Here is a 26,158-nt window from a genome sequence, read left to right on the forward strand (position 1 = left end):
TAGTATCTGGCCGCAGCATCACTGCCGCACGACATCCGCCCCAGCGGGCGGCTTGAACTGGAAGTGGCTGGCCGCCAGGGCGGCGTTGACCTCGAACGCGCTGAAGCGCAGCACCGAGCGCTGGCCGAAGCTGTCCAGGATCTCCAGCGTGCCCAGCTCCGGCCCCTTGGCGCTGGGCCGGAAGCCGACGCGCATGCTCTGCACCTGGCCATCGCGCGACTTCGGCGTGGCCTTGACCCACTGCTGGCCGTCCTGGTCGGGCTCCTCGGCGAGGGTGAAGTCCTTCTGCAGCGCCTTCAGGTCCGGCGCCGCAGCGATGATGGCCGCCGGGGTCGAGCCCAGCACCTGGTCCTGCTGGCGCGCGGTGACCTGGTTCAGGTCCACGTCGTGCAGCCACAGCGTCTGACCGTCGGCGACGATGGTCTGCTCGAAGGGCTTGCTGTAGACGAAGCGGAATTTGCCCGGCCGCTGGAATTCGAAGCTGCCGCTCTGCGTCCGGCTGCGCGGCGGCTGCCCCTCCTTGGCAGGCGCGGTCACCTCCTGGGTGAAGGCCGCCTTGCCCGAGCGCGTGTGCTTGACGAACTGCTCCAGGCTGTCCAGGCCGCCGGCCCAGGCCAGGGGCGCGGCCAGGACGGCCAGCGCGGCGGCGGCCGCGCGGGCGCGGCGGAAAGTGCGGGTGTGCATGGCGTTCATGGGCTTTCAGATCATGCGCGGCGCCCGAAGGTTCTGCCGGCTACGCATCGAAACATCGGGACACCGGCGAGACACCGGGGGCGATCATTCGGCGCGCGCGGGCACCAGGATGTCGCGCTTGCCGTCGGCGGTCATGGCGCTGACGAGGCCGGCGTTCTCCATGTCCTCGACCAGCCGCGCGGCGCGGTTGTAGCCGATCTTCAGGTGGCGCTGCACCAGCGAGATGCTGGCCTTGCGGTTCTTCAGCACCACTTCCACGGCCTGGTCGTACATCGGGTCCTTCTCGCCGCCTTCGCCGCCTTCGCCCGGCATGCCCGGCTCGCCATCGACGGTGCCGCCTTCCAGCACGCCGTCGATGTAGTTGGGCTCGCCCTGGCTCTTGAGGTATTCGACGACGCGGTGCACCTCGTCGTCGCTGACGAAGGCGCCGTGCACGCGAATGGGAAAGCCGGTGCCCGAGGGCATGTACAGCATGTCGCCCATGCCCAGCAGCGCCTCGGCGCCCATCTGGTCGAGGATGGTGCGGCTGTCGATCTTGCTGCTGACCTGGAAGGCGATGCGCGTGGGGATGTTGGCCTTGATGAGGCCGGTGATGACGTCCACGCTGGGCCGCTGCGTGGCCAGGATCAGGTGGATGCCGGCGGCGCGCGCCTTCTGCGCCAGGCGGGCGATGAGCTCCTCGATCTTCTTGCCCACCACCATCATCAGGTCGGCCAGCTCGTCGATGACGACCACGATGTGGGGCAGCCTATCGAGCGGCTCGGGGTCCTCGGGCGTGAGGCTGAAGGGGTTGTAGAGGAACTCGCCGCGCGCCTTGGCGTCGTCGATCTTCTGGTTGAAGCCGGCCAGGTTGCGCACGCCGGCCTTGGACAGCAGCTTGTAGCGGCGCTCCATCTCGGCCACGCACCAGTTCAGGCCGTTGGCGGCCTGCTTCATGTCGGTGACCACCGGCGCCAGCAGGTGCGGAATGCCTTCGTAGACCGACATTTCCAGCATCTTGGGGTCGATCATCAGCAGGCGCACGTCCTTGGGCTCGGCCTTGTACAGCAGCGACAGGATCATGGCATTGATGCCCACCGACTTGCCCGAGCCGGTGGTGCCGGCCACCAGCACGTGCGGCATCCTGGCCAGGTCGGCCACCACCGGGTGCCCGACGATGTCCTTGCCCAGCCCCATGGTGAGCAGCGACTTGGCCTCGTTGTAGACCTGAGAGCCCAGGATCTCGGACAGGCGGATCGACTGGCGCTTGGCGTTGGGCAGCTCCAGCGCCATGTAGTTCTTGCCGGGGATCGTCTCGATCACGCGGATCGACACCAGGCTGAGGGAGCGCGCCAAGTCCTTGGCCAGGTTGACCACCTGCGAGCCCTTCACGCCGGTGGCCGGCTCGATTTCGTAGCGCGTGATCACCGGGCCGGGCGAGGCCAGCACCACCCGCACCTCGACGCCGAAATCCTTGAGCTTCTTCTCGATCAAGCGGCTGGTCATCTCCAGCGTCTCGGGCGCCACGCTTTCCTGCCGCACCAGCGCGCCGTCGAGCAGATCGACCTGCGGCAGGCGGCTGTCGGGCAGCTCGGTGAACAGGGGCTTCTGCTTTTCCTTGACCACGCGCTCGCTCTTGGGTGCCGGCGCCGCGGGCGGCTCGATCAGCACCGGCGCGGGGTGCTGCTCCTCGCTCACCTCGCGCTCGTGGTGCACCACTTCCTCGCGCTCGCGCGCGGCCTGCTTGCCCAGGGCCACGTCCTGCGCGATCTCGCGCCGCGACCGGCGCGACTCGACCAGGGCATACAGGCCCGCGCCGATGTGCTCGGCCACGCGGCTCCAGGAGAAACGGAACACCAGGGCCGCGCCCAGCACCAGCACGGCGATGCCCAGCAGGGCCGAGCCGGTGAAGCCCAGCCACTGGACGGCGATCGGCCCGCCCAGGTAGCCCAGCATCCCGCCCGCCGAGCCCGGCAGCGCGCCGTCCCAGCGGTAGAGCCGGCTCCACTCCAGCCCGGTGCTGGCCGCCAGCAGCAGCGCCAGGCCCAGCCAGAAGGCCCAGCGGGTCGATTTCAGGCGCGCCCAGGGCGAGGAGGCGGGCGTCGCCACGGCCGGCCGGGCCGCGCCATTCATCCAGCGCAGCACGCCGGCGACCCAGGCACGCACCGCCACCGCCACGCACCACCAAGCCGAAAAGCCCAGCAGCACGTAGGACAGGTCGGCGATCCAGGCGCCCAGCTTGCCGGCCCAGTTGCGCACTGCCCCGCTCGTGCCGGACGTGGACCAGGCCGCGTCCTGGGGCGAGTAGCTCGCCAGGGCCATGGCCAGAAAGATGATGAGCGCCAGGCCCAGCACCAGGACCACTTCCTGGGCAAAGCGATGGACGCCTGGGCGCGGCGCCGCGGCGCCGCTTGCGGCATTGAAGGTATTGAGAGGGTAAGCCATGGATGAAACTACAGCCCGGTGAGCTTACCGCAAGCGCGCCGCCGCGAGGGGCCCCAGCGGGACGGGATCAACCGACGTCGTTGAGCCGCACCTTGACCACGATGGAGCCGTTGTCCTGCGTCTGGATGAAACCGCGTTCTTCCAGGTCCTTCATCACGCGGCTCACCATCTCGCGGGACGCGCCCACCATCTTGGCGAGGTCCTGGCGCGAGATCTTGTCGCGGATCAGCAGTTCGCCGTTGCCGGTGTCGGCGGCAAATTCGAGCAGGGCACGCGCGACGCGGCCGTACACGTCCATCAGCGCCAGCGACTCGATCTTGCGGTCGGCATGGCGCAGGCGCTGCACCAGCCCGCGCATGATGGCGTAGGTCATGGACGTGTTCTCGGGCAGGCAGCGGGCGAACTCGACCCGGCCCAGCATCAGCACGTCGGTCTGCACCTCGGCGCGCACGGTGGCCGAATGCGGTTCGTTGTCGATCAAGCTCATCTCGCCGATGTGGTCGCCCGGCTGCAGCGTCGCCAGGATCACCTCGCGCCCCCGGCCGTCGGCCGTGATCACCCGCGCACGCCCGTTGAGCAAGATGAACAGCGCGTTGGACTTCTTGCCTTGCTCGACGATCGTCTCGCCGCGCTTGAAGCGGCGCTTGACGACGGCATTGGCCACGGCGTTGGCCTGCGTTTCCGTCAGCATCGCAAACAAGGGGACTCGGCGAATCAGATCGAGACTCGACAGCATCGTCATGGCAATCAACCTCCGGCCTTCACGTTCTTCAGGGCGTTCTTAAAATCGAAGCATTGTTGCCTCGTACCGAGGACAGTACAGCATGCTGGATAGCCGGCCGTATGCTATCGCAACCTTGCTTCAACCAGGGTCATCCCGCCCCCTCCAAAAGAACCATGCTCACCCAACACGCCAAAGTGCTGATTCTCGGCTCCGGCCCGGCCGGCTACACGGCCGCCGTGTATGCCGCGCGCGCCAACCTCGCCCCGCTGCTGGTCACCGGCATCGCCCAGGGCGGCCAACTGATGACCACCACCGACGTCGACAACTGGCCCGCCGACGCCCAGGGCGTGCAGGGGCCGGAGCTGATGCAGCGCTTCCAGGAGCACGCCGAGCGCTTCAAGACCGGGATCGTCTTCGACCACATCCACACGGCCGACCTGTCGCGGCGGCCGTTCACTCTCACCGGCGACAGCGCCACCTACACCTGCGACAGCCTGATCATCGCCACCGGCGCGTCGGCCCGGTACCTGGGCCTGCCGTCGGAAGAGGCCTTCAAGGGCCGGGGCGTGTCGGCCTGCGCCACGTGCGACGGCTTTTTCTACCGCGACCAGGACGTCTGCGTCATCGGTGGCGGCAACACGGCGGTCGAGGAGGCGCTGTACCTGTCCAACATCGCCCGCAAGGTCACCCTGGTGCACCGGCGCGACAAGTTCCGGGCCGAGCCGATCCTGGTGGACAAGCTGATGGAGAAGGCCGCCGCCGGCAAGATCGAACTCAAGACCTTCCACGTCCTCGACGAGGTGCTGGGTGACGACAGCGGCGTCACGGGCATCCGCATCCGGCACGTGGACAGCGGCCAGACCGAGGACATCGACCTGAAAGGGTGCTTCATCGCCATCGGCCATTCGCCCAATTCCGAGATCTTCCAGGGCCAGCTCGACATGGAGGGCGGGTACCTCCAGACCCGCGGCGGCCTGCAGGGCTTTGCCACCCAGACCAGCGTGCCGGGCGTCTTCGCGGCCGGCGACGTGCAGGACCACGTCTACCGGCAGGCCATCACCAGCGCCGGCACCGGCTGCATGGCGGCGCTGGACGCGCAGCGCTTTCTGGAGCAGCAGGGCGGCTGAAGCGGGCGGCGGGGCCAGTCAGGCTATAATCGCGGGCTTTTTCCATTATCGGATCAGGGGCCACCGCCACCCCATTCATGGCGAGGTGAGGCCGAAGCGAGTCGCTTTTCAGCAAGCGGCGCCAGCGACGGCTGTATCGACTGGAGAGTGATCTCATGGCACGCGTCTGCGAAGTCACGGGCAAGAAGCCCATGGTCGGGAACAACGTTTCCCACGCCAACAACAAAACCAAGCGCCGGTTCCTGCCGAACCTGCAGTACCGCCGCTTCTGGGTCGAGAGCGAGAACCGCTGGGTGCGCCTGCGCGTGTCCAGCGCCGCGCTGCGACTGATCGACAAGAATGGCATCGACGCCGTGCTCGCCGACATGCGCGCACGCGGCCAAGCCTAATCATTCAGCCCAAAGGAGCACCTCATGGCCACCAAAGGCGGACGCGAAAAGATCAAGCTGGAATCCACGGCCGGCACCGGTCACTTCTACACCACCAGCAAGAACAAGAAACTCATGCCCGAGAAGATGTCGATCATGAAGTTCGACCCCAAGGCTCGCAAGCATGTGGAGTACAAGGAAATCAAGCTGAAGTGATCTTCTGCTTGGGCTACCCCGGCAACCCGCTGCATGCAGCGGGTTTCTTTTTGCCGGGCGGCCCCACGATCGGGCCGATAGAATCCGGTCGCTCGATCCTGGAAGCGTGGCAGAGTGGTCGATTGCACCGGTCTTGAAAACCGGCAACGGGCAACCGTTCGTGAGTTCGAATCTCACCGCTTCCGCCAGATCAAGAAAGAATGCGGCCTCCGGGCCGCTTTTTTCCTGGTGTTCAGAGAAACGCGCCGCTCGGTCCAAGCCAGGGGCTGGGACGGACATGACCCGGCCATGAATCTGGCTCCGTGTGCTATCAATATGGAAGCTGTCATCCATTTGTCCATGCGGACCTAAGCCGTTTTTTATTGCTAATCGGCGAGCCTATGCAACTGGCCAGCGCTCGGGTTGCCGTCGCCGGCATCACGCGGTCAGGGCGCGGCCTCGCCATCGGGCGGCGCGTACTGCTCGATCACCTGCTGCTCGGTGAGCGTCGGCGTCTGGTTGGCGAAAGCGTAGTACCCGGGCTTCTTGTCGATGTAGATCTGGCTGGCCAGCTCGAAATCGGCCGAATCGAATGCCCCGGCGGGGACGAAGTACTCGCCGGTCGCCAGCAGCTTGTAGTAGAGGTGGGTTCCGCATGTCTTGCAGAAGGCCCGCTCCGCCCACTCCGAGGACGCATAGACGGCGATCTGGTCGGCGCCCGTGAACGTCACGCCGGGGCCGCAGTGCACCGCCAGCAAGGGTCCGCCGCCCCACCGGCGGCAGAAGCCGCAGTGGCATGCCCCGATCTCCTTCGCATCCGGCGACGTGAAGCCGACAGCGCCGCACAAGCAATGACCGTTCATTTCGAGGACCTTTCAAGTGGATGGTGATGCCGCGGCGATGTGCATGCGGTTTCGGCGATGCCGGATCGTGCGAGGCTCACACCCGCAGCGCGCCGCGGAAGCCTCTGGCGGCATAGTACGACGGCGCGCCATTGTGGTAGACGAAGACCCTGCCGTAGCGCCGGTCGCCAAACAGGGCTCCACCCAGCGCCCTCACCTCGGGTGGCGTGGCGATCCAACTGGACGTTCTGGTGTCGAACTCGCCCAGCTCTTGCAGATCCCGATACAGCGCCTCGGTCAGAAGCTCGATGCCCATCGCAGCGGCCATCTCGACCGCGCTGGTTTCGGGCTTGTGCTCCTTCCTTGCCTCGCGCGCCTCGGCGTCGTAGCAGGTGCTTCTGCGCCCGATGGGGCTTTCCGCGGAGCAGTCGCAGAAGATGAACGGGCCGGAGGCCTTTTCATCGCCGGGCCGCCCCAAGATGAAAAGCGCCCCCTCGGCCGGTAGCGGACCCTGCGAAGCAGGGAAGCGTGGGGGCCATTTCTCCTGACCGATGACGTCGGGTTCGCCGCCGGTGGCTTCCATCCGCTGCAGCGCGCCGAGCACCCCAGGGTCTCTGTCGAGCCTGGCGCGCACACCTTTCCAGGCGATCCCGGCGTGCCGGTGCCTGTTCGCCTCGAAGCGGACCTGCAGCGCCTGGAGCAGCGCTTCGCGTTCCTTGGGCTTCATGGTCATCCGCATGATCGGTGGCTGGTTGACGATACTTCGACGGGCCGGTCTCGAAGCATGTAGAGGGCGGGGCCGTCGGGCGTGACGATGGTCCGGATTCTCCGGAATCCCGCCTTCTCGTAGCAGCGGATGGCTCGAAGATTGTGCGGCGCGGGGTCCGTCTGAATCCTGGAGACTTGCGAGTCGCTGAAGAGCAGATCGACCAGGGCGCCGACGAGCCGAGTTCCAAGCCCCTGCCCAAGAAGCTCGGGGTCGGCGATGGACTGGTCGATGCCGCGCACTCCCGGGTCTGTCTCGTCCTCCCACCATCCATCGCCGGCACCGAGCGCCACGTAGGACTGGGCATAGGCGAGCGGCCGGCCGCCGAGCAGGCCGATGTAGGGCGTCACCCGCTCCGCTGTCAGGATTCGCGGCAGGTAGCACTGCTGGACCTGCTGAATCGTGGGCCGCTCTCCACCCCACCCCACCACGATATGCGGGCGATTCAACTACTGGTGGAGCATCGGAAGATCGTGCTCCGCCATCGGGCGCAGGGTGACGGGTGCCTCGATCAGATTCATGGCGTGAACATCAGGGCATGCTGATCGCGATCTGCTTGAGTGGGTCGCCGTTCTCGATGAACAGCTTTCACAGGTCGGGCTAGATGAATGTTATCCCCGCGTCGGGCAAGACCTTTGCCATTTCTTCTCCGCGTCCGTCGATACCGGCTGAGCCATGGAGATGGAGAATGACCATTACCGGAAATGGGCCGCCGCCAAGTGGAATGCGAAGACTGCCGGGAACGGTGCTTGGAACGCTGGCACCAGGATAGAGCGGCTACCCCACCGTGGCAAACTCAACGACGTAGTTGTTGACGCAGAGGAAACCAGCGAAATGAAGAATGCAGAAGCGAACGCAAATGTGAACGTGATGCGTTTTAGAGTTTCCATGGTTCCCGCGACGAGGTGCAGCAAGCACCGCTTCAATCAGCGCAGGAACCGATAGGCCAGATAGGTCAACAGGGCCACCACCATCCAACCCCAGAAGGCCGAGTTTGAGCGCGGTACCTCTCCAGGCGACAGCCCCTTGTCGCGTGTGCTGGGTTTCCGATGTACCGGAGGGGAGGCCACAGGGTTTGCCGCAGCAGGGCCAGCCGGCCGCCGGGCCCTGGACTGTGCCGCCGCGCGCGAGCCGGCGCGCATGCGGACGAGCAGCTTGATCGCCTCGATGGGATGGCCGCGTTCAAACGCGGCCATCACCTCTGGAGGCAGGGGATCGGGAGGCTTGGCCATTCTTTCTCGGTGATGGTTTGGACCGGAGATACAGGCAGCAGGCCTGCCTGTACACCCCCTCGGAACTCACCGCGGCCCAGCGCTCGGCGCTGGGCCGCATGATGGTACGCGCATTGTCGTACACGCGTCATGCCGTAGTGACGACGATTTGAAACGGGCGCCACATCTCGGCCGGTGTTCGACAGGCGACGGCGGGACAACGCTTGGGATAAGCCGCGCCGCGAAGCGGCATCGGCTTGAATGACGCCACGCGAATACAGCTCGGGCAGCAGCCGTTACCTGGGGCGCTTCTCCAAGAGAGGTGACCGTTATCCGCGCATGTTGCTCACCCACGGCACGCGCAGCGTGCTCAGAGCGGCCAAGGTGGCCGAGGGTGCTGGCAAGGAGGTCTGCGGCATCCGCCGATGGGCGCTGGATGTGCAGGGCCGATCCAACCAACAGTTAGGCTGCACCCGGGAAAGCTGGGGCGAATGTCTCAGGCTGAACGCCACAGGCGTTGACCATGAACGACACCGCATGATAAAGCCCAGCCAACATGACAAGCTCGACGAGTTGTTCGGGCGCGAAGTGTGCCGAAAGCTTTGCCCACGTGGTGTCGTCGACGTGGCTCGAATCGTGAAGCTGATCGGCGAGTTCAATAACCAGTTGGTCTTCGACGGTCCAACAGTCGTCCGTGGCTTTCCCATGAACCGACGATCGGACTTGCGCTGGCGTCCATTGGGCTTTGACGCCAAAGCTGGCAATGTGAACACCCCACTCGTATTCAGCGCCGCAGCGCGCGCAAGTGCGCAGAATCATCAACTCGCGACTGCGAAGGGAAATGCTGCCTCGATCGAGTAAGCCACCAGCCATCATGCGCTGAAGAACGCGCGGATTCCTGGCAACCGTCCGGAAGAGAAGCAATGGAGGGGCTCCACGCATGAGCACGTCGAAGTCCGCCTGCACATCCGCCGGGTACGGTGGCTCGATTGGGGCAATACGGGGATTGAGCATTGTGTTCTCCTGAATCGGCAGAGATAGTTGCTTGTGCGGCCTAACGAATTGAGTTCACCTGCGGAAGCGGTCGAAGCGCGTTGTTGCACGTCAGGTGCAACGAGCGGTTGGCGTCGCTGCGCGCCTGCTGACATGGCGAACTCAACTCCTTCAAGCCAGATGCAAGCTCGGCGCGTCTGGCTAGCTCAGGAACTCCATGCCGTACTTCGCCGCAATTGCTCTGAAGTCAGTGGCTTCTCCGGGGCACGCCGGCAAACCACTGTCAACCATCGAAGTTGCCACCTCAGCAATGAAGGCATCAAAGATGCCACCTGGCGAACTGATGATCAGTTGGCGGCCTACCCTTGGCCCCACGCTTAGGAAACTGTGAGGTATGCCTCTGGGCACAAAGACTGTGTCTCCCGGCCCAAGCTTGAGCATCTGCTTATCCAATTGAAACTCGTAGTTCCCTTCGCAAATGATGAACGTCTCGTCGTATGTCGGATGACGGTGCAGCGCGGCACCAGACTGAGGAGGTTCGATTGCCTCGCAAAGCGTGTAGCCACCTTCGTTGTGCTTGGCGGTGGTCGTGAAGATCATGGTCATTCGACCAATCTTATGAACTGTGCCCGTGCCCGGGGGAAAGTGCTGGGCTTGTACCATTTCATCCATAGTCGAGTTCGCCTTGTTGGTGGGTTCGCTTGGCAACACCAGATTTTGGTATAGAAGAAGTGCTTGGGTTGGGAGGGGCCTCATCTTCGACTACCCATTGAGGATTCCACACGATCTCCCAGAGATGCCCATCGGGGTCTTGAAAGTATCCACCGTAGCCACCCCAGAAAGTGTCCTGCGCCTGCTTGACGATGGTGGCACCACACCGCTCTCGCTTGCTTCATCACTGCGTCGACTGCTGCCTTGGAGTCCACATTGTGGCCGATTGACAGTTCTGTTGCGCTGGGCGGCCCGAGTGGAAGCGTCGAGTCGTGCGCAAGGCTTTTCCGGGGATAAAGAGCAAGTTTCAAGCCGCCTTCCAGATCGAAAAATACGACCGAGCCATGCACGAACTCGGTTCCGATGATCCCCTCTGTTTCCAGCCCAAGTCCTTCGCGATAGAAACGCAGCGATCTTTCAAGATCATCGACGCCAAGGGTGAGCACCTTAATGCGCGGCTTCATGCGGTAACTCCTTTTTTAGAAGGCATGACGTGTGACTTAAGCGGCCTGCCGAAGGTAGGTCCGCTTGAAGGAGGGGTCAGGCATCACCCGGCCGCAATTCAACCTCGCCCTCAATTTCGACGGGTATCCGGAAAGGCAGCTCTGCCAGGCCGACTGCGCTACGCGCATGAGTTCCATGCTCTTGGCCGAAAACGCTGACGATGAGGTCAGTGAAGCCATTGATAACCGCCGGCTGGCGTGTGAATCCTGGGGCGGAGTTGACCATTCCGAAGACCCGGGTCCAGCAGGCGATGCGTGAAAGTGAACCAAGTTGTCTTTTCAGACTTCCGAGGATGGCCATTCCTGTGAGGCGTGCGGCAATATAGGCTTGGTCTTCGCTGACCTCTGAGCCGACCTTTCCCAACGGTTGAGCCAAGCTTCCGTCCGTGTTTGTCGGGCCGTGGCCGGAGATGATTGCCCTGGTACCGACTATGCGCACCCACGGAAACGGCAGTGTGACGCCCGGTGGCAATTGGAGCGGCGCAGGAAGAACAAGGCCGAGCTCAGCGAGGCGGTCTTCTGGTGTTGACACGGGGTGGTTCCTTGGGTAGGTTTTTGTGCTGCTCGCTGCTCGCTGCTCGCTGCTCGCTGCTCGCCGCTCATGCGAGTGAGCCATGGTCGCCGCAAACAGACAAGGCCTGGCCCGAGATGCTTGCTCCAGCCGGCGTGGCAAGAAACAAGGCCATGTTTGCGACGTCTTGGGCGCCGACCATGCGTCGGAGCGAAATCGTTGATACGAACTGCTCGCGGGACGCTTCGAAGTCGATACTTGCAGCCGCAGCCCGGGCGCTGATGACCTGATTCACTCGCTCGCCTTCGACGACTCCGGGTTGGATTGCGTTGACCCGTATGTTTGAAGGGCTGAGTTCAATCGCGAGGCTCTTTGTGAATCCGACGACAGCCCACTTCGCCGCTGAGTATGGCGTACGCAATGGATATCCAAGCCGGCCCGCGATAGAAGACAGGTTGATGATGCCGCCACCGCCGGCAGCCTTCAGCAAGGGGACAGCGCGGCGCGTGCAGTAGAACATGCCGTTGAGGTCAATGGCGATCGTCCGATCCCATTCCAGAACGCTGATATCTTCGACCCTTGCGGTTGGCCCGACGATGCCGGCGTTGTTGATCAGGACGTCAAGACCACCCAAGAACAAGGCTGCTGTATCGAATTGTTCGTCGACCTGCGACGGAACCGCCACATCAGTGACGGCAGTTCCAACCTGCGGATGTTCGGCACGGAACTTGGACAATGCCTGGGCATCGATATCGCAAACGAATACCTTGGCACCAGCCTCGTGAAAAGTGGACGCAAAGGCGCAACCGATTCCCGCCGCACCGGCTGTGACGAGGACCCGCAGTCCCTGAGCGGACGTATTCATCTTCGGTACCTCCGACTGTTGCGTTTTCAGATGCCTAACGAATTAAGCCATGGCGCGAAGTGGCGTCGGCTTGACTGATGGGATGGACTCCCCCGTTTGTTTGCGCGAAATTCGCGCTCTGGTCTTCATTGGCGTGGGGATCAGGTCTTCAACAAACGTAAGGAGTCCGACATGAATGCTACAACCGTTGCTGTCGATTTGGCCAAGTCCGTGTTCCAACTCGCCGTGGCCGATGAACACTGGAAAGTCATCGACACCCACCCTGGCCCGACAGAGCCGGGCCTGCACCACGCTGCTCTCGATTCCGGGCATTGGCCTGCTCACGGCCACCGCCCTGGTGGCGGCCACTTCGGGCGATGTGACGCACTTCAAGGATGCGCGCCACTTTGCCAGTTGGTTCGGGCTGACGCCGCGTGAACACTCTTCGGGCAATTCGCGCTTTCTGGGCTCGATCTCCAAGCGCGGCGACCGCTATCTGCGCATGCTGCTCACGCACGGCGCCAGGAGCGTGTTGCGCGCGGCCAAGGTGGCTGAAGGCGCAGGCAAGGAGGTGGGGGGCGTGCGTCGCTGGGCATTGGATGTGCAGCGTCGCTCGAACCACAACAAGGCGGCCTGTGCGCTGGCCAACAAGCTTGCGCGCATCTGCTACGCGACGCTCAGGGACAAGACGCCGTTTGGCGAGTCTGACCGCCTGAGCAGAAAGATCACCCGCGAGAGCTTTGTGATGCCCGCCTGAGTGGCAGGCGCACCCATCGAACAGTCGTCACATGAAAGATTTTTGTTCCCCCCACGCCGCTTGCGACGAGATTGATTGACCCACATGGCCAACCGGGCACTCCCCAGACCGTCTGACGCCGATAACTCTTCCGGCAGCTTGCCTGCCGCTTGTATTGATTGGCGCGCCGGTCCCGCAGATTCCATGCTGGCACGGACCACCACAGAGTCCACAACAGATGCCGGATATGCGACTGCAGGCGTTTCCCCAACAGCCAGAACATCAATCAGTTTCTTGCCTTTGGTGGGGAGTCCATATACGAGGGGTTAGGCCCCGCCCACGCTAGCGCTGTTGGGAAAGAAAGGTGAACATTCTCGATGTCGCCTCCTTCGTGACCTGCTCGTTGTACGCATAGCCGCGTGCCGGAAAGCTCGGCTTGTCCCAAGCGTGAGTGGCACCTGGAAAGACGTGCCAATGAACTGGGCTGCCTGCTGCCTTCATCTCATTCAAGAGAGGAAAACAAGACGCCGGAGGCAACTCTTGATCGAGTTCGCCAAGGAGCATTAGAACTGGACGGTCTGAGTCTCTGAGCAGTAGTTGGTATTTGTTCTCGAATGAACAACTGGAGTAGTTTGAAACCGTTGCAGTGAACCGCGAACTTGAGCCAACGACGGTTGCGCTTTGTGGCGAAGCTAGCATAGTGGCGATGATCGCCCCCCAGCTATAGCCCACCTGGTAGATGCGAGATTTGTCGACGAAGGGCTTTACCGAAAGGGACGCCAGCGCAGCGTAGGCATCAGCTACGCCAGCAGACCCGCTGAGGACGCGGGCAGCACAGTTCTCAAATCCGCGAGGTCCGAAGCTGTCTACGACAAGCACTACATAGCCCTGTTGAAGAATTTCCTGGGCGTGCTGCTTGATGTGGGGGTTCTTTACGCCACCACATGAGTGCATGAGAACGACCGCTGGGAACGGTCCTGCTCCTGGTGGCTTGAAAGTCGAATTGGCAATGTCTGTAAACATTCCGATTGACTCCTTGGTCTCACCGCTGAAGGTCACTGGCTTGAAGTCAAGTGGCGGCAGGAATTGAGCCCGGAGGTCCTGCGAGTAGGCCTCAGCAGAGCACACGGCAACGAGGGCCGAGAGAAGCAGTGAGTTCAGCCGAGTATTTGAGAACATGAGTTGCTCCGAGATTGTTGCAGTGACGAATGGCGGTCAAGGTGGTATCCAAGCGCGCATAGAAGCGTGTGACGGAGAGAAGAATGGTGCCGGTGGGGACTACCGCCCTGAGTTCAGCCGCCGCCGTAGGCGGTCGGCTGCGACGAACAGTTAGACCCGAAGGCCAGAAGGGGGCGCACAGCCTTGAAGACGGGCGCGGCCCACGAAAAAGCGCTGCGCCACGGAAGCGGCGCAACGCTGCAAGAATGATAGCTGGTAGCATTTGCTGCACAAGCGCTATAGGCCAAAAATGCTTGAAACTGGCGCTGCGAATGCAGGCGAAGCCCGGCGCAGCGCCAAAACCCCAAAGGAGAAACCTGTGAGAAAGGCAAAGCGCTGGAATAAATGCTGGCCTGCATAAAGCGGAATATGAAGGGGCTAACGGCCAAGCGTCAGCGGATGCCGCAGGCGATCCGCTGGAGCGACGTGCTAGCCTTGTTCATTTCCATATCTCTCGAAGAAATGTGGCTTGAAAAGCCAACACCCGGTCTCGAGTTGCCCTGTCAAGGACGTGTCCCTTTCCCTCAAGCGCCACGAGCTCGCACCGGCCTCCTAGCGCTCGCGCTTGCTCGCAGAAGGCCTTGCTGCGCTCGATCGGAGTGGTCGGATCCGCATCGCCCTGCATGATGAGGGTGGGAGAAATCCTCTTCGTCAAAGTGTGCATTGGCGAGAAAGATGCGGGTTTCCCGTGCCCCTTCATCAGCTGACGAAACAGCCCATCTGAGACGGCGTCTACTACAGGCGAAACAAGCAGCAGAGCGTCGGGTCCGCCGTTACCGGCGCTACCTTCTGCAGAGCCGCAGCCAACCGTCGCTGCAGACGCTACGAGTTGTCCACTCGACGATATTCCCCAAAGTGCGATCTTTGATGGTGCGAGGCCAAGCGTTTCGGCATTCTTTCTAAGAAAGGCGAGCGCGTGGCACACATCGGAGAAAGATTCGACCGGCGAGTTCGCCGCATCCGCCAATCTGTATTCAACGATCACAGATACAAACCCGTTCTCAGAAAAGTATTGTGCTGGCCTGAAGAGCTGTTCGGGGCTGCCGCGCGACCATGCTCCGCCTTGCACCATGAGGATGGCTGGCCGCGCTGTACCAGCGAGAACCGTGGGCGAAAACGTGAATATTCGGAGGTCGTGATTCGCAACGTTGCGGTATACCGACGCGCTCGGTGCTGCGATCTGGTTCGTAACGTCTCCTGCGGCTTGTAATGATGCTGCGAGAGTTATTCCAGCCAGAAGCCCGTGAAATAAGCGTGATCTCATGACAATCTTCGGCTAACGTTTGAGGTAAGCGGCTGGCTGTAAGCCAGTCCGCTTGACCGTCGGGTTAGGATATGCTGAGGGAACCAATTCAGTTCACCGGGCTATGAGCACTTTTCTAGGAATTCAGACGGGCTCATGATCTTCAGTCCTAAACATTCAAAATATATGGCTCTCTTGGTGATATGAAGATAGTCTTTAGTGTCTAGCGTGATAAAAACCTCTCGCTTATCCGCGTAGTGATCACGTAATGCGTCGTAATCTCCGATCTTGTTGGATAACCTATTTCCGATGGACGACTTTGGAAGATTGGTTGGATCTTTTCCAACGATCTTCGAGAAGTTCGCCATTTCCTCTGGGTTGCGCGTGGTGAAGCCGCCACTAAGCTTATCGAGGCCATCTAGTCTGGAAAAACCAAGGCGAAATCCAGAGCCAATTATCTCTATGTCATATTTTTCGATGATCATGCGCATCTCTTTTCTCTGTTCGTCACGCATATCGCAGGTATCTGGATCAAAAATTCGATTGGATACGTAAGCTCGAACTTTTCCTTCCAGATGCCACTGGAGAATTTTTTCAACTGCAGTCGCCTCTCTTGTCCTGTCTAAAAGTGACAGCATTAGTCCAGTATCAAGAGTCACGGTCACTAACGGATCCACTTCAAAGGCTCCTAACGTTTGACTTCAGCGGACGCCGAAGGCGGTCCGCTGGAAGGAACTGTTAGGCGGCTGCCCATACTGCTAGTAGGACACTTCGACACCTATGGCCCTCTCTTGATCGTGACTCCAATTCTTAAACGTATAGCAGACGACATCCCCTCGAGGCGTAGAGTCCACAGCCGGCCCAGTGACGGCAGCCCAATTCTGAGGATCGATCGTTTCCGGGAGCCCGGAGGGTAGGTCGCCCTTCCAGTCGATAGGGGTTATGGAGCCTCGCGCCGTGAAGTTGGCTCCTTGAGGGACAACGACGCAGAGATCGACGCACATAGATTGATTCAAGCGTCTCGTATTGAACGGATCGTTTCCAAGACCGAGTGATGCCGTCGCCTTGCCCACGGCATCCAATCCTTTGTCGACAATCTGCTGACCCAAGTTCTTCGCTTGTTGATCAGGCGTGCACGGAGGATTGTGCTTCGAAGCAGATGTTCCAGTTGCTGGCACCTTTCCCCTTGCGAAGACCTTCCCCGCCTCCGCGTGGGTCGTAAGAATAAGTGACAGGCTCGCAATCGCAATCACATACTTTGCATCCATGATGATTTGTCCTTAGAGGGGATCCGCCGTTCCTTGATCGATGAGCGACGCCGGCGTGTGCGCCGATCATTAGACTTTTCCACGTACCGCCGCGGGAGGCATCACCAACTTTGATGACGATGATGCGATCCGGAGCAGCGGCCTAACGAATAAGTTCAGCCGACGCCGTAGGCGGTCGGCTGCGACGAATGGTTAGAAATGATCGACTACTGGATTTTCATGGCTTCCAAAGCATCCTTGATTGGGATAAAGAAGTTAATTCCTTGCGGCGATCTGTTTATTTGCACTCCTGATACGGCAATCCCGACCGCTTCGCCTGACCCATTAACTAGGGGGCCGCCACTATTTCCCGGCAGTACATTGACGTCACTTTGGATTAATGTTTTGTTATCTTCTTTTCTGACATTGCTGACAACCCCGCGGGAAAGAGTTGCATCTAAATTTTCCGAAAGAGGGCTGCCAAGCGCATAAACATCCGTGCCGATTGATGGTAGAGCACGTTGCAATTTGAAATGACGCGGTAAACTCGCTGGAACTTTTATGACCGCCACATCATATGCAGAGTTATAAGCAATAACATCCCCGCTGATTTCAAAGCCAGCACCGAGTTTTACGACAACCTTATCTGATTCTCCGATGACGTGATGATTGGTCAGGATGAGGTTCTCGCCAATTGCAAAACCACTGCCATGGCCGTTCCCGGCGAAGATCGTCACCACGCCTTCCTTCCACTCATCCGCCTGTTTGTGAAAAGGCTTCGATTTTCCAGGGGTGATGATAAAGCCATCGGCCGTTTTGAATGTCGTTTCTTTGACTGTTTCGCCGCCACGAACAACTATATTTCGAAATTTTTCATCGGCCAGAAGATTTCGTGCTGCCTGAGTGAATGCATTAATAATTATTGGATCAATGCCTCCTTCTTGGCTTTCTGAAGACTTGAACGAGCCCTCGGTGGTGACAGCGTGAACAACGGCTCGATCAAGTTTGGAATAAATTTGCCACTCAACCTTTATGAAGGACTCTCCTTTTGAACTGGAAAAATTACCAAAACCAGCCATAGGGAAACAGACATTTGATTTTAATTCTTTCACCAGACCGGCAATCAATATTTCAGATTTCCAACTTGACGGATCTTCAAATAGCGCATTTGTATCTCCAACCGTTTTAAAAGAGTATTTTTCTAACTCCTCTTTAAAGGCATCGGTAAAGTCGTCTGAGTCGAGTTTTAATCGTCCGCCTTTCCAATTTAGATCGGCTTGAGGTACGCATAATAAGCCACCCTGTAATGCTCCAACGTGTTCACCCCGCTTCAATCGCACGACAACTTTGGATAGTTGAATTGGCTTTGAATTTGCTGCTGCTTTTAGATCAAGTTGCTGTACTTGTTTGTCTTGAACATCCTTAATTACAGCAGAGGTTCCGCAGCCTGCTAGTGTTGTAGCGGTAAGCGCATAAATAAATAGTTTTTTCATCTGAGTTTTCATGTGGATAAACCTAACGGCCAAGGTAAGCGGCCCGCAGAATGCGGGTCCGCTTGACCGCAGAGTTAGACCCGAAGGCCAAAAGGGGGCGCCCTGCCTTGAAGACGGGCGCAGCCCACGAAAAAGCGCTGGGCCACGGAAGCGGCGCAGCGCTGCAAGAAGGATAGCTGGTGGCGCTTGCTGCACAAGCGCTGGAGGCCCAAAAGGCTTGAAAGCCTTTGGAACAGGGCGGAGCGCTGGAACAGGTGGCTGCGCGCATAGAGCGGGTGATGGGACTAACGTCCAAGCTCAGGGGCGCGCCGCTTGCGGCGCGTCCCTTGGAGCGCAGTGTTAGCCATTTTTCTTTCCGCGAGCTTTGACCAGCTTGTAGGCAGCTACGGCAATGCCGCCTGCCGCAACTACACCACCGCCAATTGCAGCGGGCACCGCCCATGCTGGAGCTGTACCGATGCCCAGAACTGCCAGCGCGGGGCCAGCCCAGCCACCAATGGCTGCACCAGCCGTGGCGAATGGAACTGTGGCTGCCATACCTACGCCGCCGGTTGCCAAGCCGACACCAGAACCAAAAACTCCCCCGGCGACACCGCCTATGGCAGCGCCAACAGCGCTGATTGTTCCAGTCGCTGATGCGCCTGCTGCGACAACTCCCGCAGCCGAGGCGGCTGAACCACCGGCGATTGCGACGCCAATGATTGAATTCTCGATCTTCTTCGAGGGCGGATGGTTGTTGTTGTCGTTGTCTGTGCTGTTGCTTGTGTCACTCATCTTTAGTCTCCCTTCCAGTTTTTGATGTCGCACAGTGCGGCTGCGTTGTCTTTCTTTTCGCCGATAGTCGCAGTGAGGCATTTGAGCGCTTCGGACTTGTATATCAGCGGGTTAATCACAGACTTACGAATTTGACACTTGTGTTGAGACTGGAGATTCAGGCTAATTTGTATAACCTGAAGATGGTTGTTCGCGGCTATGTACCGTGCGGCCTGTTGCATCGCTCCTTTGTCAAACACATCACCCTCCGCAAGGGTAAGCGCAACCTGCCTAATGCTATTGTCGATGGTCGTGTCGAGTTCCTGGCAAATTGGTTCAGGTGGCTTGGTACACGCGGTTTGTGAGATGGCTACAGCGATCAAGAGTGCAATGGTGCGGCTCATAGTGGCTCCGTGTCGAAATGGCTAACGGCCAAGGTAAGCGGCGGCGAAGCCGTCCGCTTGACCGCAGAGTTAGACCCGAAGGCCAAAAGGGAGCGCCCAGCCTTGAAGACGTGCGCGGCCCATGAAAAAGCGCTGGGCCACGGAAGCGGCGCAGCGCTGCAAGAATGATAGCTGGTGGCGCTTGGCTGGCAAGCGCTGGAGGCCAAAAAGGCTAGAAAGCCTTTGGAACAGGGCCGAGCGCTGAAATAAGTGGCTGCGCGCATAGAGCGGGTGATGGGACTAACGGCCAAGGTAAGCCGACCGCCGTAGGCGGGTCGGCTTGACCGCAATGTTAGACCCGAAGGCCGAAAGGGAGCGCCCAGACTTGAAGACGGGCGCGGCCCACGAAAAAGCGCTGCGCCACGGAAGCGACGCAGCGCTGCAAGAATGATAGCTGGTGGCGCTTACTGCACAAGCGCTGGAGGCCAAAAAGGCTTGAAACTTGCGCAGTGCAGACAGGCGAAGCCCGGCGCAGCGCCAAAACCCCAAAGGAGAAACCTTTGAGATTGGCGAAGCGCTGGAATAAATGCTGGCCTGCATAAAGCGGAATATGAAGGGACTAACGTTTGAGCTAACCGGACCGTTGCGGCGTGTGGCTAAAGGCCCAGAATGAAATGGCGGGCCTTTGGCCGCACGCCGCAATGGGTCCGGTTGAGCGAATGGTTAGGCCTCGCCGTTCTTGCCGTTTGATGGCGAAAGGTAAGAAGCTACCGTCGCCTTGATCTGATCCGCGTAGTTGAAGATGTCTTCTACTGCATCCAGTTCAACAACGGCTTCTTCTCGCTTGTCATTGAAGGTTCCAAGTCTCAGTTTCTGGGTGTTGTTGAAACGAAGCCTGCAGATTGCTTTTCTATTGTTGTCATCTAACAGAATTGCACAGTAGCTCTGAGCATCGCGCATGAATATTCTCTTGGCCGGAACGACGCCTCGCAAAATCGCTCGTACGGTGTGAAATGCTTCCAGCTCTTCCGGCGAAGTAATAACTGCTGGTTCTGACGGTGCAGCCGCCGCTGATTGGGTTTCGGCTGAAGGTTGTTGGGTCTGCATTGGTGTGCGATCAGTGATAGTGATTGACTCGGGCGCCATTGCGCCCTTAAGCCGTTCATTTATTTTCTCACCAATCAATTGTTCAAAAGCTCGCTTGGTGATTGCGGTAAACTGATCTCTGATCTGAGGTGTGAATCGTTTAGCACCAAGCAACTCCGACGAAGCCAATCGTACGAATTCTTCTGTTGGACTTGTCATCCACTCCGCGAGTTTCGATTGAATCACGCGGGTGTATTTGAGTTCGTTTGCGGTGGTTAATATTGTGTCAAGATCGAAGGCAGCCTTCGCAAATTTCTTGAGTTCTTCAACATCCCGCTCCTTGAAGTCCAGTATATTGAACTCGAAGAACGGCTTCTCATCCATCTTGTTCGGCTGTTCCAAGTCAGTGAAGAAGCGGTAGGTAAGTCCGTTTGTGAGAACACCGAATCGGGCTGCTGTTACATGGAAGTATCTAAATAACTGGGCTGCGTGATTGATGCTTAGATCGCCGCCACTCTTCTTGCATTCGAACAAGATTATCGGTTTTCCATCCCTTAGAATTGCGTAATCAACTTTCTCGCCTTTCTTGGTCCCAATATCAGCTATTAGTTCGGGCGTGACTTCAAGCGGATCAAATACGTTGTATCCAAGAATTTGGATGAACGGCATGATCATGGCGTTCTTGGTCGCCTCTTCCGTTTGGATCAAATCTTTGGTTGTTGTAACCCTGGACGCAAGTACCCGCAGCTGATCGATAAAGTCCATCATTCCTCCGTTGTGATTTGAGTTGGCTGTTGAAAAGTGCGGTGTATTGCCGCGGTTGAAATTGCGAGGCCTAACGTTTGAGCTAACCGGCACATTGTGGTGTGACGGCATTTGACCCAGAATGAAATGGCGGGGCAAATGCCGGCACGCCGCAATGTGTCCGGTTGAGCGAATTGTTAGGCCTCGCCTTCGAGGTGCTGGCAGCCCATGACCAAAGCCATCTCTTGATACAAAGCAACTGCTTCGTCTAAATTTCCGGAATCTATTGCAGCCACACACTGAAGCACAACGCCCCAAACGTAGTCCAGCTCGGTCTTGTTCTTTAGATCGGCAACGATCCTTGGAGCAGTTTCGTAATAACTCGCAACAAGACTTCTACCTTCTGGAGATCGCATCATGTATGAGTCGCGAAGCATGCGAAGTGTCTGCAACTCGTGGCAGTCGTCCGGTCGACCCATGTGTTCACATGCTGCCGTTGTCAGATAACACTTAGATTTCTTTGAGCTACCTGCGTCGCTCCGCTTTGCTCGCCACTGGCCGTCAGTGTTGCGTGACCGGTTCTGTCCGCGAGTCGGACCTGACTTCACGACGGGACCTCCAGTGTCTTTTGGTGACTTTGAATTCTTCTTCGATCCGAACATTGCATTTCTCCAAGGGTGGATGGGTTGCGGGATGCGGCCTGCGAGGCCTAACAAATGAGTTCAGCCGCCGCCGTAGGCGGTCGGCTGCGACGCATAGTTAGATATTGATAGGAAAACTATTCTGCTACGCACTTGAAGCGAATTTCTGTTTTTGGAAAATTACCAAGGATGTAAGGCGGCTTGGCGTCAATTGTTTCTATGATTTCAACAGCCTTGCCTGTTTTTTTGCACTGATCGAATGCTTCTTTCATCGCTTCTGCTTTGAGAGTTCCCATGCCAGTGAACCCAGTGGCGGCTTGTCGAGAGACCATATAGGTATTGCTGCCCATTTGTACAACGCCGGAGTTGGCAGCGCATCCTGAGATGGTTGCAAGTGTGAAGAGTAGAAACGAGGTTGTGATGTTGTTTTGCATGCTTTGATTTAAGAAGGATTGAAAATCTAACGCCCTGATTTCAGTCGCCGCTGTGGGTGGTCGCTTGCGACGAATAGTTAGGATCGCGTTATTTGATTTCATAGCGAACGTAGCCGTTCCACTCGTCAATTGCATTTTTGGCTGCACGTTTGTGATTTTCTACGGCCTCATTCTGCTCATCCACGAAGTCACTAATGCATTGTTTGTAGCGCGCAACATCGTCTTTAAACTGCTCCACTTCCCAGTTGCTGGTGAATTTGTACGGTTTTATTGGCTTGCGACACGAGTGAGACGGTAAATAATTGTCTGCGTATACAGAACCTGATGCTAAAGCAAGGATTAAGGTAAAGTTTTTAACTGCAACCGCATAAATAAAATTTAATTAAGACTAGCGCCCTGAATTTAGCCGGCGTTGTAGACGGTCGGCTGTGACAAAAATTTAGAAACGATAAGGCTATGAATAAAACTTCACATAAATAAACATGCCAACCCAAGGGGCGATGGCGAGAATCACAAAAAATCCTTTAACAAACGCTGATTTCCCCGAGCTACCTCGGTCAAGTTTATTTGTGATGTTTAGCGAAAATTTATATATCAAACGAAGAATAAAAAGTACTAGCAGCATTGCTAGCGCTTGTCCGATGACTTGTGCCATTTGAGCCTCTAACTAGAATTAGACGACGCCCGGGCGGGGCGTCATCGTCAGATAAGATCGTAGCACCCCACACCGCCTACAGGAAAGCCCCAAGGTACCTGCCGTTTAGGCAAACCTAAAATTCTGCGGATGGCAAGCCTCTTGGATGCGCCCACCGACACGCCGCGCCAGCCCAAGCTGCTGGAGCGCCTGCGCATTCACCTGCGGACGCGGCACTACAGCATCCGCACGGAAGAAGCCTATATCGACTGGGCGCGACGCTTCATCCTGTTCCACGGCAAGCGCCATCCGCAAGAGATGGGCGCGGCGGAGGTCGAGGCGTTTCTGAGCCACCTGGCGGTGGATCGGCAGGTGTCGGCCTCCACGCAGAACCAGGCGAAGGCGGCGATTCTGTATTTGTACAAGCAGGTGCTGGGCATGGAATTGCCCTGGCTCGATGAGGTGGTGCAGGCCAGGCGGCCCCGGCGCTTGCCGGTGGTCTTGACGCCCGGAGAGGTGCGCGAGTTGCTGCTGCACGCCGAAGGCACGGCGGGGCTGGTGGCGCAGGTGCTGTATGGCACGGGCATGCGGCTGATGGAGGCGCTGCGGCTGCGCGTGAAGGACGTGGAGTTCGCGCGGCGCGAAATCGTGGTGCGCGAGGGCAAGGGCAACAAGGACCGGGTGACGGTGCTGCCCGAGAACCTGATCGCCCCCTTGCAGGCGCAGTTGCAAAAGGCGCGGGTTTTGCACGAGAAGGATCGGGCCGCCGGTTTGCCGGGCGTGTATTTGCCGCATGCGCTGGCGGTCAAATACCCGGATGCGGACAAGAGCTGGGCATGGCAGTGGGTGTTTCCGTCGCCGGTGCGCGCGCTGGACCCGCGCCCGGATGCGCGCACGGGCCAGGCGCTGGAGCGGCGCCACCACCTGTACCCCGAGTCGGTGCAGCGCGTGGTGCGCGGGGCGGCGCAGCGGGCGCGGATTGCCAAGCCGGTGTCGCCGCACGTGTTGCGCCATTCGTTTGCCACGCACTTGCTGCAAGCAGGTTATGACATCCGCACGGTGCAGGAGCTGCTGGGGCATGCGGATGTGAGCACGACGATGATCTACACCCATGTCCTCAACATAGGCGGGCGTGGCGTGCTGAGCCCGCTCGACGCGCTATGAATCCGTCCGCCAGCCGCCCGCACCAGCCCCTGGCCGAGCGCCTGCGCCCGCGCCGCCTGGGCGAGGTGGTGGGCCAGCAGCACCTGCTGGGCGAGGGCATGGCGCTGCGCATCGCCTTCGAGTCGGGCCAGCCGCACAGTTGCATCCTGTGGGGGCCGCCCGGCACGGGCAAGACCACCATCGCGCGGCTGATGGCCGATGCGTTCGACGCGCAGTTCATCCCCATCAGCGCGGTGCTGGGCGGCGTCAAGGACATCCGCGAGGCGGTGGAGCTGGCGCAGAAGGCGCGTGACAGCCTCACGCCGCAGAGCACCATCGTGTTCGTGGACGAGGTGCACCGCTTCAACAAGAGCCAGCAGGACGCCTTCCTGCCGCACGTCGAAAGCGGGCTGTTCACCTTCATTGGTGCCACCACCGAGAACCCGTCGTTCGAGGTCAACTCGGCCCTGCTGTCGCGCGCGGCGGTGTACGTGCTGCAACCGCTCACCGACCAGGATTTGAAGGAAATTCTGGCCCGAACCCAGGCCAGACAAGCGCCGACAGCTATCGAAAAAGAAGCGACCGAGCGCCTCGTCGCCTACGCCGACGGCGACGCCCGGCGCCTGCTGAACACGCTGGAGACGCTGTTCGTCGCCGCCCGCGCCGAGCGCCTGGACGTGATCACCGACGCCTGGCTGCTGAAGGTGCTGGGCGAGCGCATGCGCCGCTACGACAAGGGCGGCGAGCAGTTCTACGACACCATCAGCGCGCTGCACAAGTCGGTGCGCGGCAGCGACCCGGATGCCGCGCTGTACTGGTTCGCGCGCATGCTCGACGGCGGTGCCGACCCGCGCTACCTGGCGCGCCGGCTGGTGCGCATGGCCAGCGAGGACGTGGGCCTGGCCGACCCGCGCGCGCTGCGCCTGGCGCTGGACGCCGCCGAGGTGTACGAGCGCCTGGGCTCGCCCGAGGGCGAGCTGGCGCTGGCCGAGTGCCTGGTCTACCTGGCCGTGGCGCCCAAGAGCAACGCCGTCTACAAGGCCTTCGGCGCCGCCAAGGCGTTCGTCAAGCAGGACGCCACGCGCCCCGTGCCCCTGCACCTGCGCAACGCGCCGACCCAGTTGATGAAGCAGCTCGACTACGGCAAGGGCTACCGCTACGCGCACGACGAGGAGGGCGCCTTCGCCGCCGGCGAGCGCTACCTGCCCGAGGGCATGCCGCCGCAGGACTTCTACCAGCCCGCGCCGCGCGGACTGGAGATCAAGATCGGCGAGAAGCTGGCCGAGCTGCGCCGCCGCAACCGCCAGGCCGGGGGCGGCTGAGTCCGGCGTCGCACCCATCCGGGGCGCCGGGGGAGAGGGAAAACCCCGGTGCCGCACCAACCTGGCGCGAACCCGCCCTTCGCTAGAATCACCGGCACCAAAACCCGCTGAGGAGGAACACCTGGCGGGTTTTTTGCTAGGTGGTCGTGGGGTGCTCACAAAGCGCCCGGCGGCGCGCCAGTGGACAACGCCAGCCTGGCGACAACGGGCTCGGGCCCAGGAGGAACGGATTTATGGAAGTCTTGCTTCAGCAGATCATCAACGGTCTGGTCCTGGGCAGCATGTATGCCTTGATCGCGCTGGGCTACACGATGGTGTACGGCATCATCCAGCTCATCAACTTCGCCCACGGCGAGGTGCTGATGGTGGGGGCGCTCACCGCCTGGTCGGCCATCGGGCTGATGCAGGCCGGCATGCCGGGCGCGCCCGGCTGGCTCATCCTGATCCTGGCCATGGTCATCGCCTGCGTGGTGGCCGCCGCGCTCAACTTCGTGATCGAGAAGGTGGCCTACCGGCCGCTGCGCAACAGCCCGCGCCTGGCGCCGCTGATCACCGCCATCGGCATGTCGATCCTGCTGCAGACGCTGGCGATGATCATCTGGAAGCCCAACTACAAGCCCTTCCCCACGCTGCTGCCCAGCGCGCCGTTCAACGTCGGCGGCGCGGTGATCACGCCGACGCAGATCATGATCCTGAGCGTCACCGCGGTGTCGCTGGCCGTGCTGATGTACCTGGTGCACTACACCCGCATCGGCCGCGCCATGCGCGCCACGGCCGAGAACCCGCGCGTGGCGGGGCTGATGGGCGTCAAGCCCGACGTGGTGATCTCCGCCACCTTCATCATCGGCGCCATCCTGGCGGCCATCGCCGGCGTGATGTACGCGTCCAACTACGGCACGGCGCAGCACACCATGGGCTTCCTGCCGGGGCTCAAGGCCTTCACGGCGGCGGTGTTCGGCGGCATCGGCAACCTGGGCGGCGCGGTGCTGGGCGGCATCCTGCTGGGGCTGATCGAGGCCATCGGCTCGGGCTACATCGGCTCCCTCACGGGCGGCCTGCTGGGCAGCCACTACACCGACATCTTCGCCTTCATCGTCCTGATCGTCATCCTCACGCTGCGGCCCTCCGGCCTGCTGGGCGAGCGCGTGGCGGACCGGGCCTGACGCACG

The 26,158-nt window shown here is 60.1% G+C and carries 31 protein-coding genes, 1 tRNA gene and 2 pseudogenes; 9 read left to right on the plus strand and 25 right to left on the minus strand.

The genetic code is table 11. From position 1 onward, the window contains the following. Positions 1-18: 18 nt before the first annotated feature. From lolA to IPG65_RS11070, 3 genes are all read right to left on the minus strand, one after another. Complete coding sequence (gene lolA / locus IPG65_RS11060; RefSeq protein ID WP_293190067.1) at positions 19-684, minus strand: outer membrane lipoprotein chaperone LolA; 666 nt, start codon at positions 682-684, stop codon at positions 19-21. A gap of 93 nt (positions 685-777) precedes the next feature. Next, positions 778-3,117, minus strand: a complete 2,340-nt coding sequence (locus tag IPG65_RS11065; RefSeq protein WP_293189373.1) for a DNA translocase FtsK — start codon at positions 3,115-3,117, stop codon at positions 778-780. A 67-nt stretch (positions 3,118-3,184) separates the two neighbouring features. Continuing rightward, a complete protein-coding gene (locus tag IPG65_RS11070) occupies positions 3,185-3,859 on the minus strand; it encodes a Crp/Fnr family transcriptional regulator (protein WP_293189375.1) in 675 nt (224 codons plus the stop codon). Between the two features lie 155 nt (positions 3,860-4,014). Here IPG65_RS11070 and trxB point away from each other — a divergent pair, with 155 nt between their 5' ends. From trxB to IPG65_RS11090, 4 genes are all read left to right on the plus strand, one after another. Further along, entirely contained in the window at positions 4,015-4,968 is a 954-nt protein-coding gene (gene trxB, locus IPG65_RS11075) for a thioredoxin-disulfide reductase (protein WP_293189377.1), read from the plus strand. A 155-nt stretch (positions 4,969-5,123) separates the two neighbouring features. Continuing rightward, positions 5,124-5,357 carry a 50S ribosomal protein L28 gene (gene rpmB, locus IPG65_RS11080; protein WP_087282502.1) on the plus strand — a complete coding sequence of 78 codons (234 nt, stop codon included), beginning with the start codon at positions 5,124-5,126 and terminating at the stop codon, positions 5,355-5,357. A 24-nt stretch (positions 5,358-5,381) separates the two neighbouring features. Beyond that, positions 5,382-5,552: a 50S ribosomal protein L33 gene (rpmG, locus tag IPG65_RS11085; protein ID WP_293189384.1), complete on the plus strand. Its 171-nt coding sequence runs from the start codon at positions 5,382-5,384 to the stop codon at positions 5,550-5,552. Positions 5,553-5,652: 100 nt separating this feature from the next. After that, a tRNA-Ser gene (locus IPG65_RS11090) sits at positions 5,653-5,740 on the plus strand. Between the two features lie 237 nt (positions 5,741-5,977). Here the strand turns inward: IPG65_RS11090 and IPG65_RS11095 are convergent. The 4 genes from IPG65_RS11095 to IPG65_RS11110 all read right to left on the minus strand — a co-directional run bounded on the left by IPG65_RS11095 (position 5,978) and on the right by IPG65_RS11110 (position 8,371). Next, positions 5,978-6,394, minus strand: a complete 417-nt coding sequence (locus tag IPG65_RS11095; RefSeq protein ID WP_293189386.1) for a GFA family protein — start codon at positions 6,392-6,394, stop codon at positions 5,978-5,980. A 76-nt stretch (positions 6,395-6,470) separates the two neighbouring features. Continuing rightward, positions 6,471-7,100, minus strand: a complete 630-nt coding sequence (locus IPG65_RS11100; RefSeq protein WP_293189388.1) for a DUF4256 domain-containing protein — start codon at positions 7,098-7,100, stop codon at positions 6,471-6,473. Positions 7,101-7,102: 2 nt separating this feature from the next. Beyond that, a complete protein-coding gene (locus IPG65_RS11105) occupies positions 7,103-7,588 on the minus strand; it encodes a GNAT family N-acetyltransferase (protein ID WP_293189390.1) in 486 nt (161 codons plus the stop codon). 477 nt (positions 7,589-8,065) lie between these two features. Further along, positions 8,066-8,371 (minus strand): hypothetical protein, encoded by a 306-nt coding sequence (locus IPG65_RS11110; protein WP_293189392.1) that lies wholly within the window; start codon positions 8,369-8,371, stop codon positions 8,066-8,068. Positions 8,372-8,611: 240 nt separating this feature from the next. Between IPG65_RS11110 and IPG65_RS11115 the strand changes: the two are divergent. Further along, positions 8,612-8,734 (plus strand): annotated as a pseudogene (locus IPG65_RS11115) (transposase); the annotation flags it as partial. Between the two features lie 810 nt (positions 8,735-9,544). Here IPG65_RS11115 and IPG65_RS11125 read toward each other — a convergent pair. From IPG65_RS11125 to IPG65_RS11140, 4 genes and pseudogenes are all read right to left on the minus strand, one after another. Beyond that, positions 9,545-9,949: a cupin domain-containing protein gene (locus tag IPG65_RS11125; RefSeq protein WP_293189394.1), complete on the minus strand. Its 405-nt coding sequence runs from the start codon at positions 9,947-9,949 to the stop codon at positions 9,545-9,547. Between the two features lie 160 nt (positions 9,950-10,109). Then, positions 10,110-10,518 (minus strand): annotated as a pseudogene (locus IPG65_RS11130) (VOC family protein); the annotation flags it as partial. Between the two features lie 76 nt (positions 10,519-10,594). Further along, positions 10,595-11,089 (minus strand): RidA family protein, encoded by a 495-nt coding sequence (locus IPG65_RS11135; protein WP_293189396.1) that lies wholly within the window; start codon positions 11,087-11,089, stop codon positions 10,595-10,597. A 67-nt stretch (positions 11,090-11,156) separates the two neighbouring features. Next, positions 11,157-11,933, minus strand: coding sequence for an SDR family oxidoreductase (locus IPG65_RS11140; RefSeq protein WP_293189398.1), 777 nt, complete (start codon positions 11,931-11,933; stop codon positions 11,157-11,159). Between the two features lie 175 nt (positions 11,934-12,108). Between IPG65_RS11140 and IPG65_RS11145 the strand changes: the two genes are divergently transcribed. Continuing rightward, positions 12,109-12,669 carry a transposase gene (locus IPG65_RS11145; RefSeq protein WP_293189400.1) on the plus strand — a complete coding sequence of 187 codons (561 nt, stop codon included), beginning with the start codon at positions 12,109-12,111 and terminating at the stop codon, positions 12,667-12,669. A gap of 321 nt (positions 12,670-12,990) precedes the next feature. Here the strand turns inward: IPG65_RS11145 and IPG65_RS11150 are convergent, their stop codons facing one another. From IPG65_RS11150 to IPG65_RS11205, 14 genes are all read right to left on the minus strand, one after another. Further along, the gene (locus tag IPG65_RS11150; RefSeq protein ID WP_293189402.1) at positions 12,991-13,827 is read right to left on the minus strand and encodes a dienelactone hydrolase family protein; all 837 of its coding nucleotides are present in this window, start codon (positions 13,825-13,827) and stop codon (positions 12,991-12,993) included. Between the two features lie 113 nt (positions 13,828-13,940). Next, positions 13,941-14,225, minus strand: coding sequence for a DUF1010 domain-containing protein (locus IPG65_RS11155; protein ID WP_293190071.1), 285 nt, complete (start codon positions 14,223-14,225; stop codon positions 13,941-13,943). An 80-nt stretch (positions 14,226-14,305) separates the two neighbouring features. Further along, complete coding sequence (locus IPG65_RS19365; RefSeq protein ID WP_293195186.1) at positions 14,306-15,130, minus strand: alpha/beta hydrolase; 825 nt, start codon at positions 15,128-15,130, stop codon at positions 14,306-14,308. Between the two features lie 101 nt (positions 15,131-15,231). Further along, complete coding sequence (locus IPG65_RS11160; protein ID WP_293189404.1) at positions 15,232-15,786, minus strand: hypothetical protein; 555 nt, start codon at positions 15,784-15,786, stop codon at positions 15,232-15,234. A 797-nt stretch (positions 15,787-16,583) separates the two neighbouring features. Continuing rightward, positions 16,584-17,861 (minus strand): S1C family serine protease, encoded by a 1,278-nt coding sequence (locus IPG65_RS11165; protein WP_293189406.1) that lies wholly within the window; start codon positions 17,859-17,861, stop codon positions 16,584-16,586. Positions 17,862-17,871: 10 nt separating this feature from the next. Then, entirely contained in the window at positions 17,872-18,291 is a 420-nt protein-coding gene (locus IPG65_RS19370) for a DUF1010 domain-containing protein (protein WP_366932127.1), read from the minus strand. Continuing rightward, entirely contained in the window at positions 18,189-18,623 is a 435-nt protein-coding gene (locus tag IPG65_RS11175; RefSeq protein ID WP_196995796.1) for a hypothetical protein, read from the minus strand. The genes IPG65_RS19370 and IPG65_RS11175 overlap by 103 nt, the downstream gene beginning before the upstream one ends. Before the next feature lie 2 nt (positions 18,624-18,625). Further along, positions 18,626-19,006 carry a hypothetical protein gene (locus tag IPG65_RS11180; protein WP_196995795.1) on the minus strand — a complete coding sequence of 127 codons (381 nt, stop codon included), beginning with the start codon at positions 19,004-19,006 and terminating at the stop codon, positions 18,626-18,628. Next, the gene (locus IPG65_RS11185; protein WP_293189416.1) at positions 19,003-19,269 is read right to left on the minus strand and encodes a DUF1010 domain-containing protein; all 267 of its coding nucleotides are present in this window, start codon (positions 19,267-19,269) and stop codon (positions 19,003-19,005) included. The genes IPG65_RS11180 and IPG65_RS11185 overlap by 4 nt, the downstream gene beginning before the upstream one ends. Before the next feature lie 16 nt (positions 19,270-19,285). Then, a complete protein-coding gene (locus IPG65_RS11190) occupies positions 19,286-19,585 on the minus strand; it encodes a DUF1010 domain-containing protein (protein ID WP_293189417.1) in 300 nt (99 codons plus the stop codon). 123 nt (positions 19,586-19,708) lie between these two features. Continuing rightward, positions 19,709-20,836, minus strand: coding sequence for a type I restriction endonuclease (locus IPG65_RS11195; protein WP_293189419.1), 1,128 nt, complete (start codon positions 20,834-20,836; stop codon positions 19,709-19,711). Between the two features lie 176 nt (positions 20,837-21,012). Next, positions 21,013-21,477, minus strand: coding sequence for a CFI-box-CTERM domain-containing protein (locus tag IPG65_RS19375; protein WP_366932128.1), 465 nt, complete (start codon positions 21,475-21,477; stop codon positions 21,013-21,015). Between the two features lie 116 nt (positions 21,478-21,593). Beyond that, complete coding sequence (locus IPG65_RS11200) at positions 21,594-21,890, minus strand: hypothetical protein (protein ID WP_293189421.1); 297 nt, start codon at positions 21,888-21,890, stop codon at positions 21,594-21,596. 454 nt (positions 21,891-22,344) lie between these two features. Further along, a complete protein-coding gene (locus tag IPG65_RS11205; protein ID WP_293189423.1) occupies positions 22,345-22,545 on the minus strand; it encodes a hypothetical protein in 201 nt (66 codons plus the stop codon). 129 nt (positions 22,546-22,674) lie between these two features. On the opposite strand from IPG65_RS11205, the gene IPG65_RS11210 reads away from it, so the two are divergent. The 3 genes from IPG65_RS11210 to IPG65_RS11220 all read left to right on the plus strand — a co-directional run bounded on the left by IPG65_RS11210 (position 22,675) and on the right by IPG65_RS11220 (position 26,152). After that, positions 22,675-23,688: an integron integrase gene (locus IPG65_RS11210; protein ID WP_293189425.1), complete on the plus strand. Its 1,014-nt coding sequence runs from the start codon at positions 22,675-22,677 to the stop codon at positions 23,686-23,688. Then, positions 23,685-24,989, plus strand: a complete 1,305-nt coding sequence (locus tag IPG65_RS11215; protein ID WP_293189427.1) for a replication-associated recombination protein A — start codon at positions 23,685-23,687, stop codon at positions 24,987-24,989. Before IPG65_RS11210 ends, IPG65_RS11215 begins: the two co-directional genes overlap by 4 nt. Before the next feature lie 233 nt (positions 24,990-25,222). After that, positions 25,223-26,152, plus strand: a complete 930-nt coding sequence (locus IPG65_RS11220; protein WP_293189429.1) for a branched-chain amino acid ABC transporter permease — start codon at positions 25,223-25,225, stop codon at positions 26,150-26,152. Positions 26,153-26,158 lie beyond the last annotated feature (6 nt).

Source organism: Ottowia sp. (assembly GCF_016703145.1).
In the GTDB taxonomy this organism is placed as follows: domain Bacteria; phylum Pseudomonadota; class Gammaproteobacteria; order Burkholderiales; family Burkholderiaceae_C; genus Ottowia.

Coding starts and splice junctions, on each gene's coding strand:
- IPG65_RS11070 (WP_293189375.1), bottom strand. CDS start 3,859: ATGACGATGCTGTCGAGTCTCGATCTGATTCGCCGAGTCCCCTTGTTT.
- IPG65_RS11220 (WP_293189429.1), top strand. CDS start 25,223: ATGGAAGTCTTGCTTCAGCAGATCATCAACGGTCTGGTCCTGGGCAGC.
- IPG65_RS11145 (WP_293189400.1), top strand. CDS start 12,109: ATGCTACAACCGTTGCTGTCGATTTGGCCAAGTCCGTGTTCCAACTCG.
- IPG65_RS11190 (WP_293189417.1), bottom strand. CDS start 19,585: ATGCAGGCCAGCATTTATTCCAGCGCTTCGCCAATCTCAAAGGTTTCT.
- IPG65_RS11155 (WP_293190071.1), bottom strand. CDS start 14,225: ATGCAGGCCAGCATTTATTCCAGCGCTTTGCCTTTCTCACAGGTTTCT.
- IPG65_RS11215 (WP_293189427.1), top strand. CDS start 23,685: ATGAATCCGTCCGCCAGCCGCCCGCACCAGCCCCTGGCCGAGCGCCTG.
- IPG65_RS11100 (WP_293189388.1), bottom strand. CDS start 7,100: ATGAAGCCCAAGGAACGCGAAGCGCTGCTCCAGGCGCTGCAGGTCCGC.
- IPG65_RS11180 (WP_196995795.1), bottom strand. CDS start 19,006: ATGAGCCGCACCATTGCACTCTTGATCGCTGTAGCCATCTCACAAACC.
- IPG65_RS11140 (WP_293189398.1), bottom strand. CDS start 11,933: ATGAATACGTCCGCTCAGGGACTGCGGGTCCTCGTCACAGCCGGTGCG.
- IPG65_RS19370 (WP_366932127.1), bottom strand. CDS start 18,291: ATGGGCGGTGCCCGCTGCAATTGGCGGTGGTGTAGTTGCGGCAGGCGG.
- trxB (WP_293189377.1), top strand. CDS start 4,015: ATGCTCACCCAACACGCCAAAGTGCTGATTCTCGGCTCCGGCCCGGCC.
- IPG65_RS19375 (WP_366932128.1), bottom strand. CDS start 21,477: ATGTTCGGATCGAAGAAGAATTCAAAGTCACCAAAAGACACTGGAGGT.
- IPG65_RS11165 (WP_293189406.1), bottom strand. CDS start 17,861: ATGAAAACTCAGATGAAAAAACTATTTATTTATGCGCTTACCGCTACA.
- IPG65_RS11205 (WP_293189423.1), bottom strand. CDS start 22,545: ATGGCACAAGTCATCGGACAAGCGCTAGCAATGCTGCTAGTACTTTTT.
- IPG65_RS11095 (WP_293189386.1), bottom strand. CDS start 6,394: ATGAACGGTCATTGCTTGTGCGGCGCTGTCGGCTTCACGTCGCCGGAT.
- lolA (WP_293190067.1), bottom strand. CDS start 684: ATGCACACCCGCACTTTCCGCCGCGCCCGCGCGGCCGCCGCCGCGCTG.
- IPG65_RS11175 (WP_196995796.1), bottom strand. CDS start 18,623: ATGAGTGACACAAGCAACAGCACAGACAACGACAACAACAACCATCCG.
- IPG65_RS11110 (WP_293189392.1), bottom strand. CDS start 8,371: ATGGCCAAGCCTCCCGATCCCCTGCCTCCAGAGGTGATGGCCGCGTTT.
- IPG65_RS11185 (WP_293189416.1), bottom strand. CDS start 19,269: ATGCGCGCAGCCACTTATTTCAGCGCTCGGCCCTGTTCCAAAGGCTTT.
- IPG65_RS11200 (WP_293189421.1), bottom strand. CDS start 21,890: ATGCAAAACAACATCACAACCTCGTTTCTACTCTTCACACTTGCAACC.
- rpmG (WP_293189384.1), top strand. CDS start 5,382: ATGGCCACCAAAGGCGGACGCGAAAAGATCAAGCTGGAATCCACGGCC.
- rpmB (WP_087282502.1), top strand. CDS start 5,124: ATGGCACGCGTCTGCGAAGTCACGGGCAAGAAGCCCATGGTCGGGAAC.
- IPG65_RS19365 (WP_293195186.1), bottom strand. CDS start 15,130: ATGAGATCACGCTTATTTCACGGGCTTCTGGCTGGAATAACTCTCGCA.
- IPG65_RS11150 (WP_293189402.1), bottom strand. CDS start 13,827: ATGTTCTCAAATACTCGGCTGAACTCACTGCTTCTCTCGGCCCTCGTT.
- IPG65_RS11125 (WP_293189394.1), bottom strand. CDS start 9,949: ATGACCATGATCTTCACGACCACCGCCAAGCACAACGAAGGTGGCTAC.
- IPG65_RS11195 (WP_293189419.1), bottom strand. CDS start 20,836: ATGGACTTTATCGATCAGCTGCGGGTACTTGCGTCCAGGGTTACAACA.
- IPG65_RS11065 (WP_293189373.1), bottom strand. CDS start 3,117: ATGGCTTACCCTCTCAATACCTTCAATGCCGCAAGCGGCGCCGCGGCG.
- IPG65_RS11210 (WP_293189425.1), top strand. CDS start 22,675: ATGGCAAGCCTCTTGGATGCGCCCACCGACACGCCGCGCCAGCCCAAG.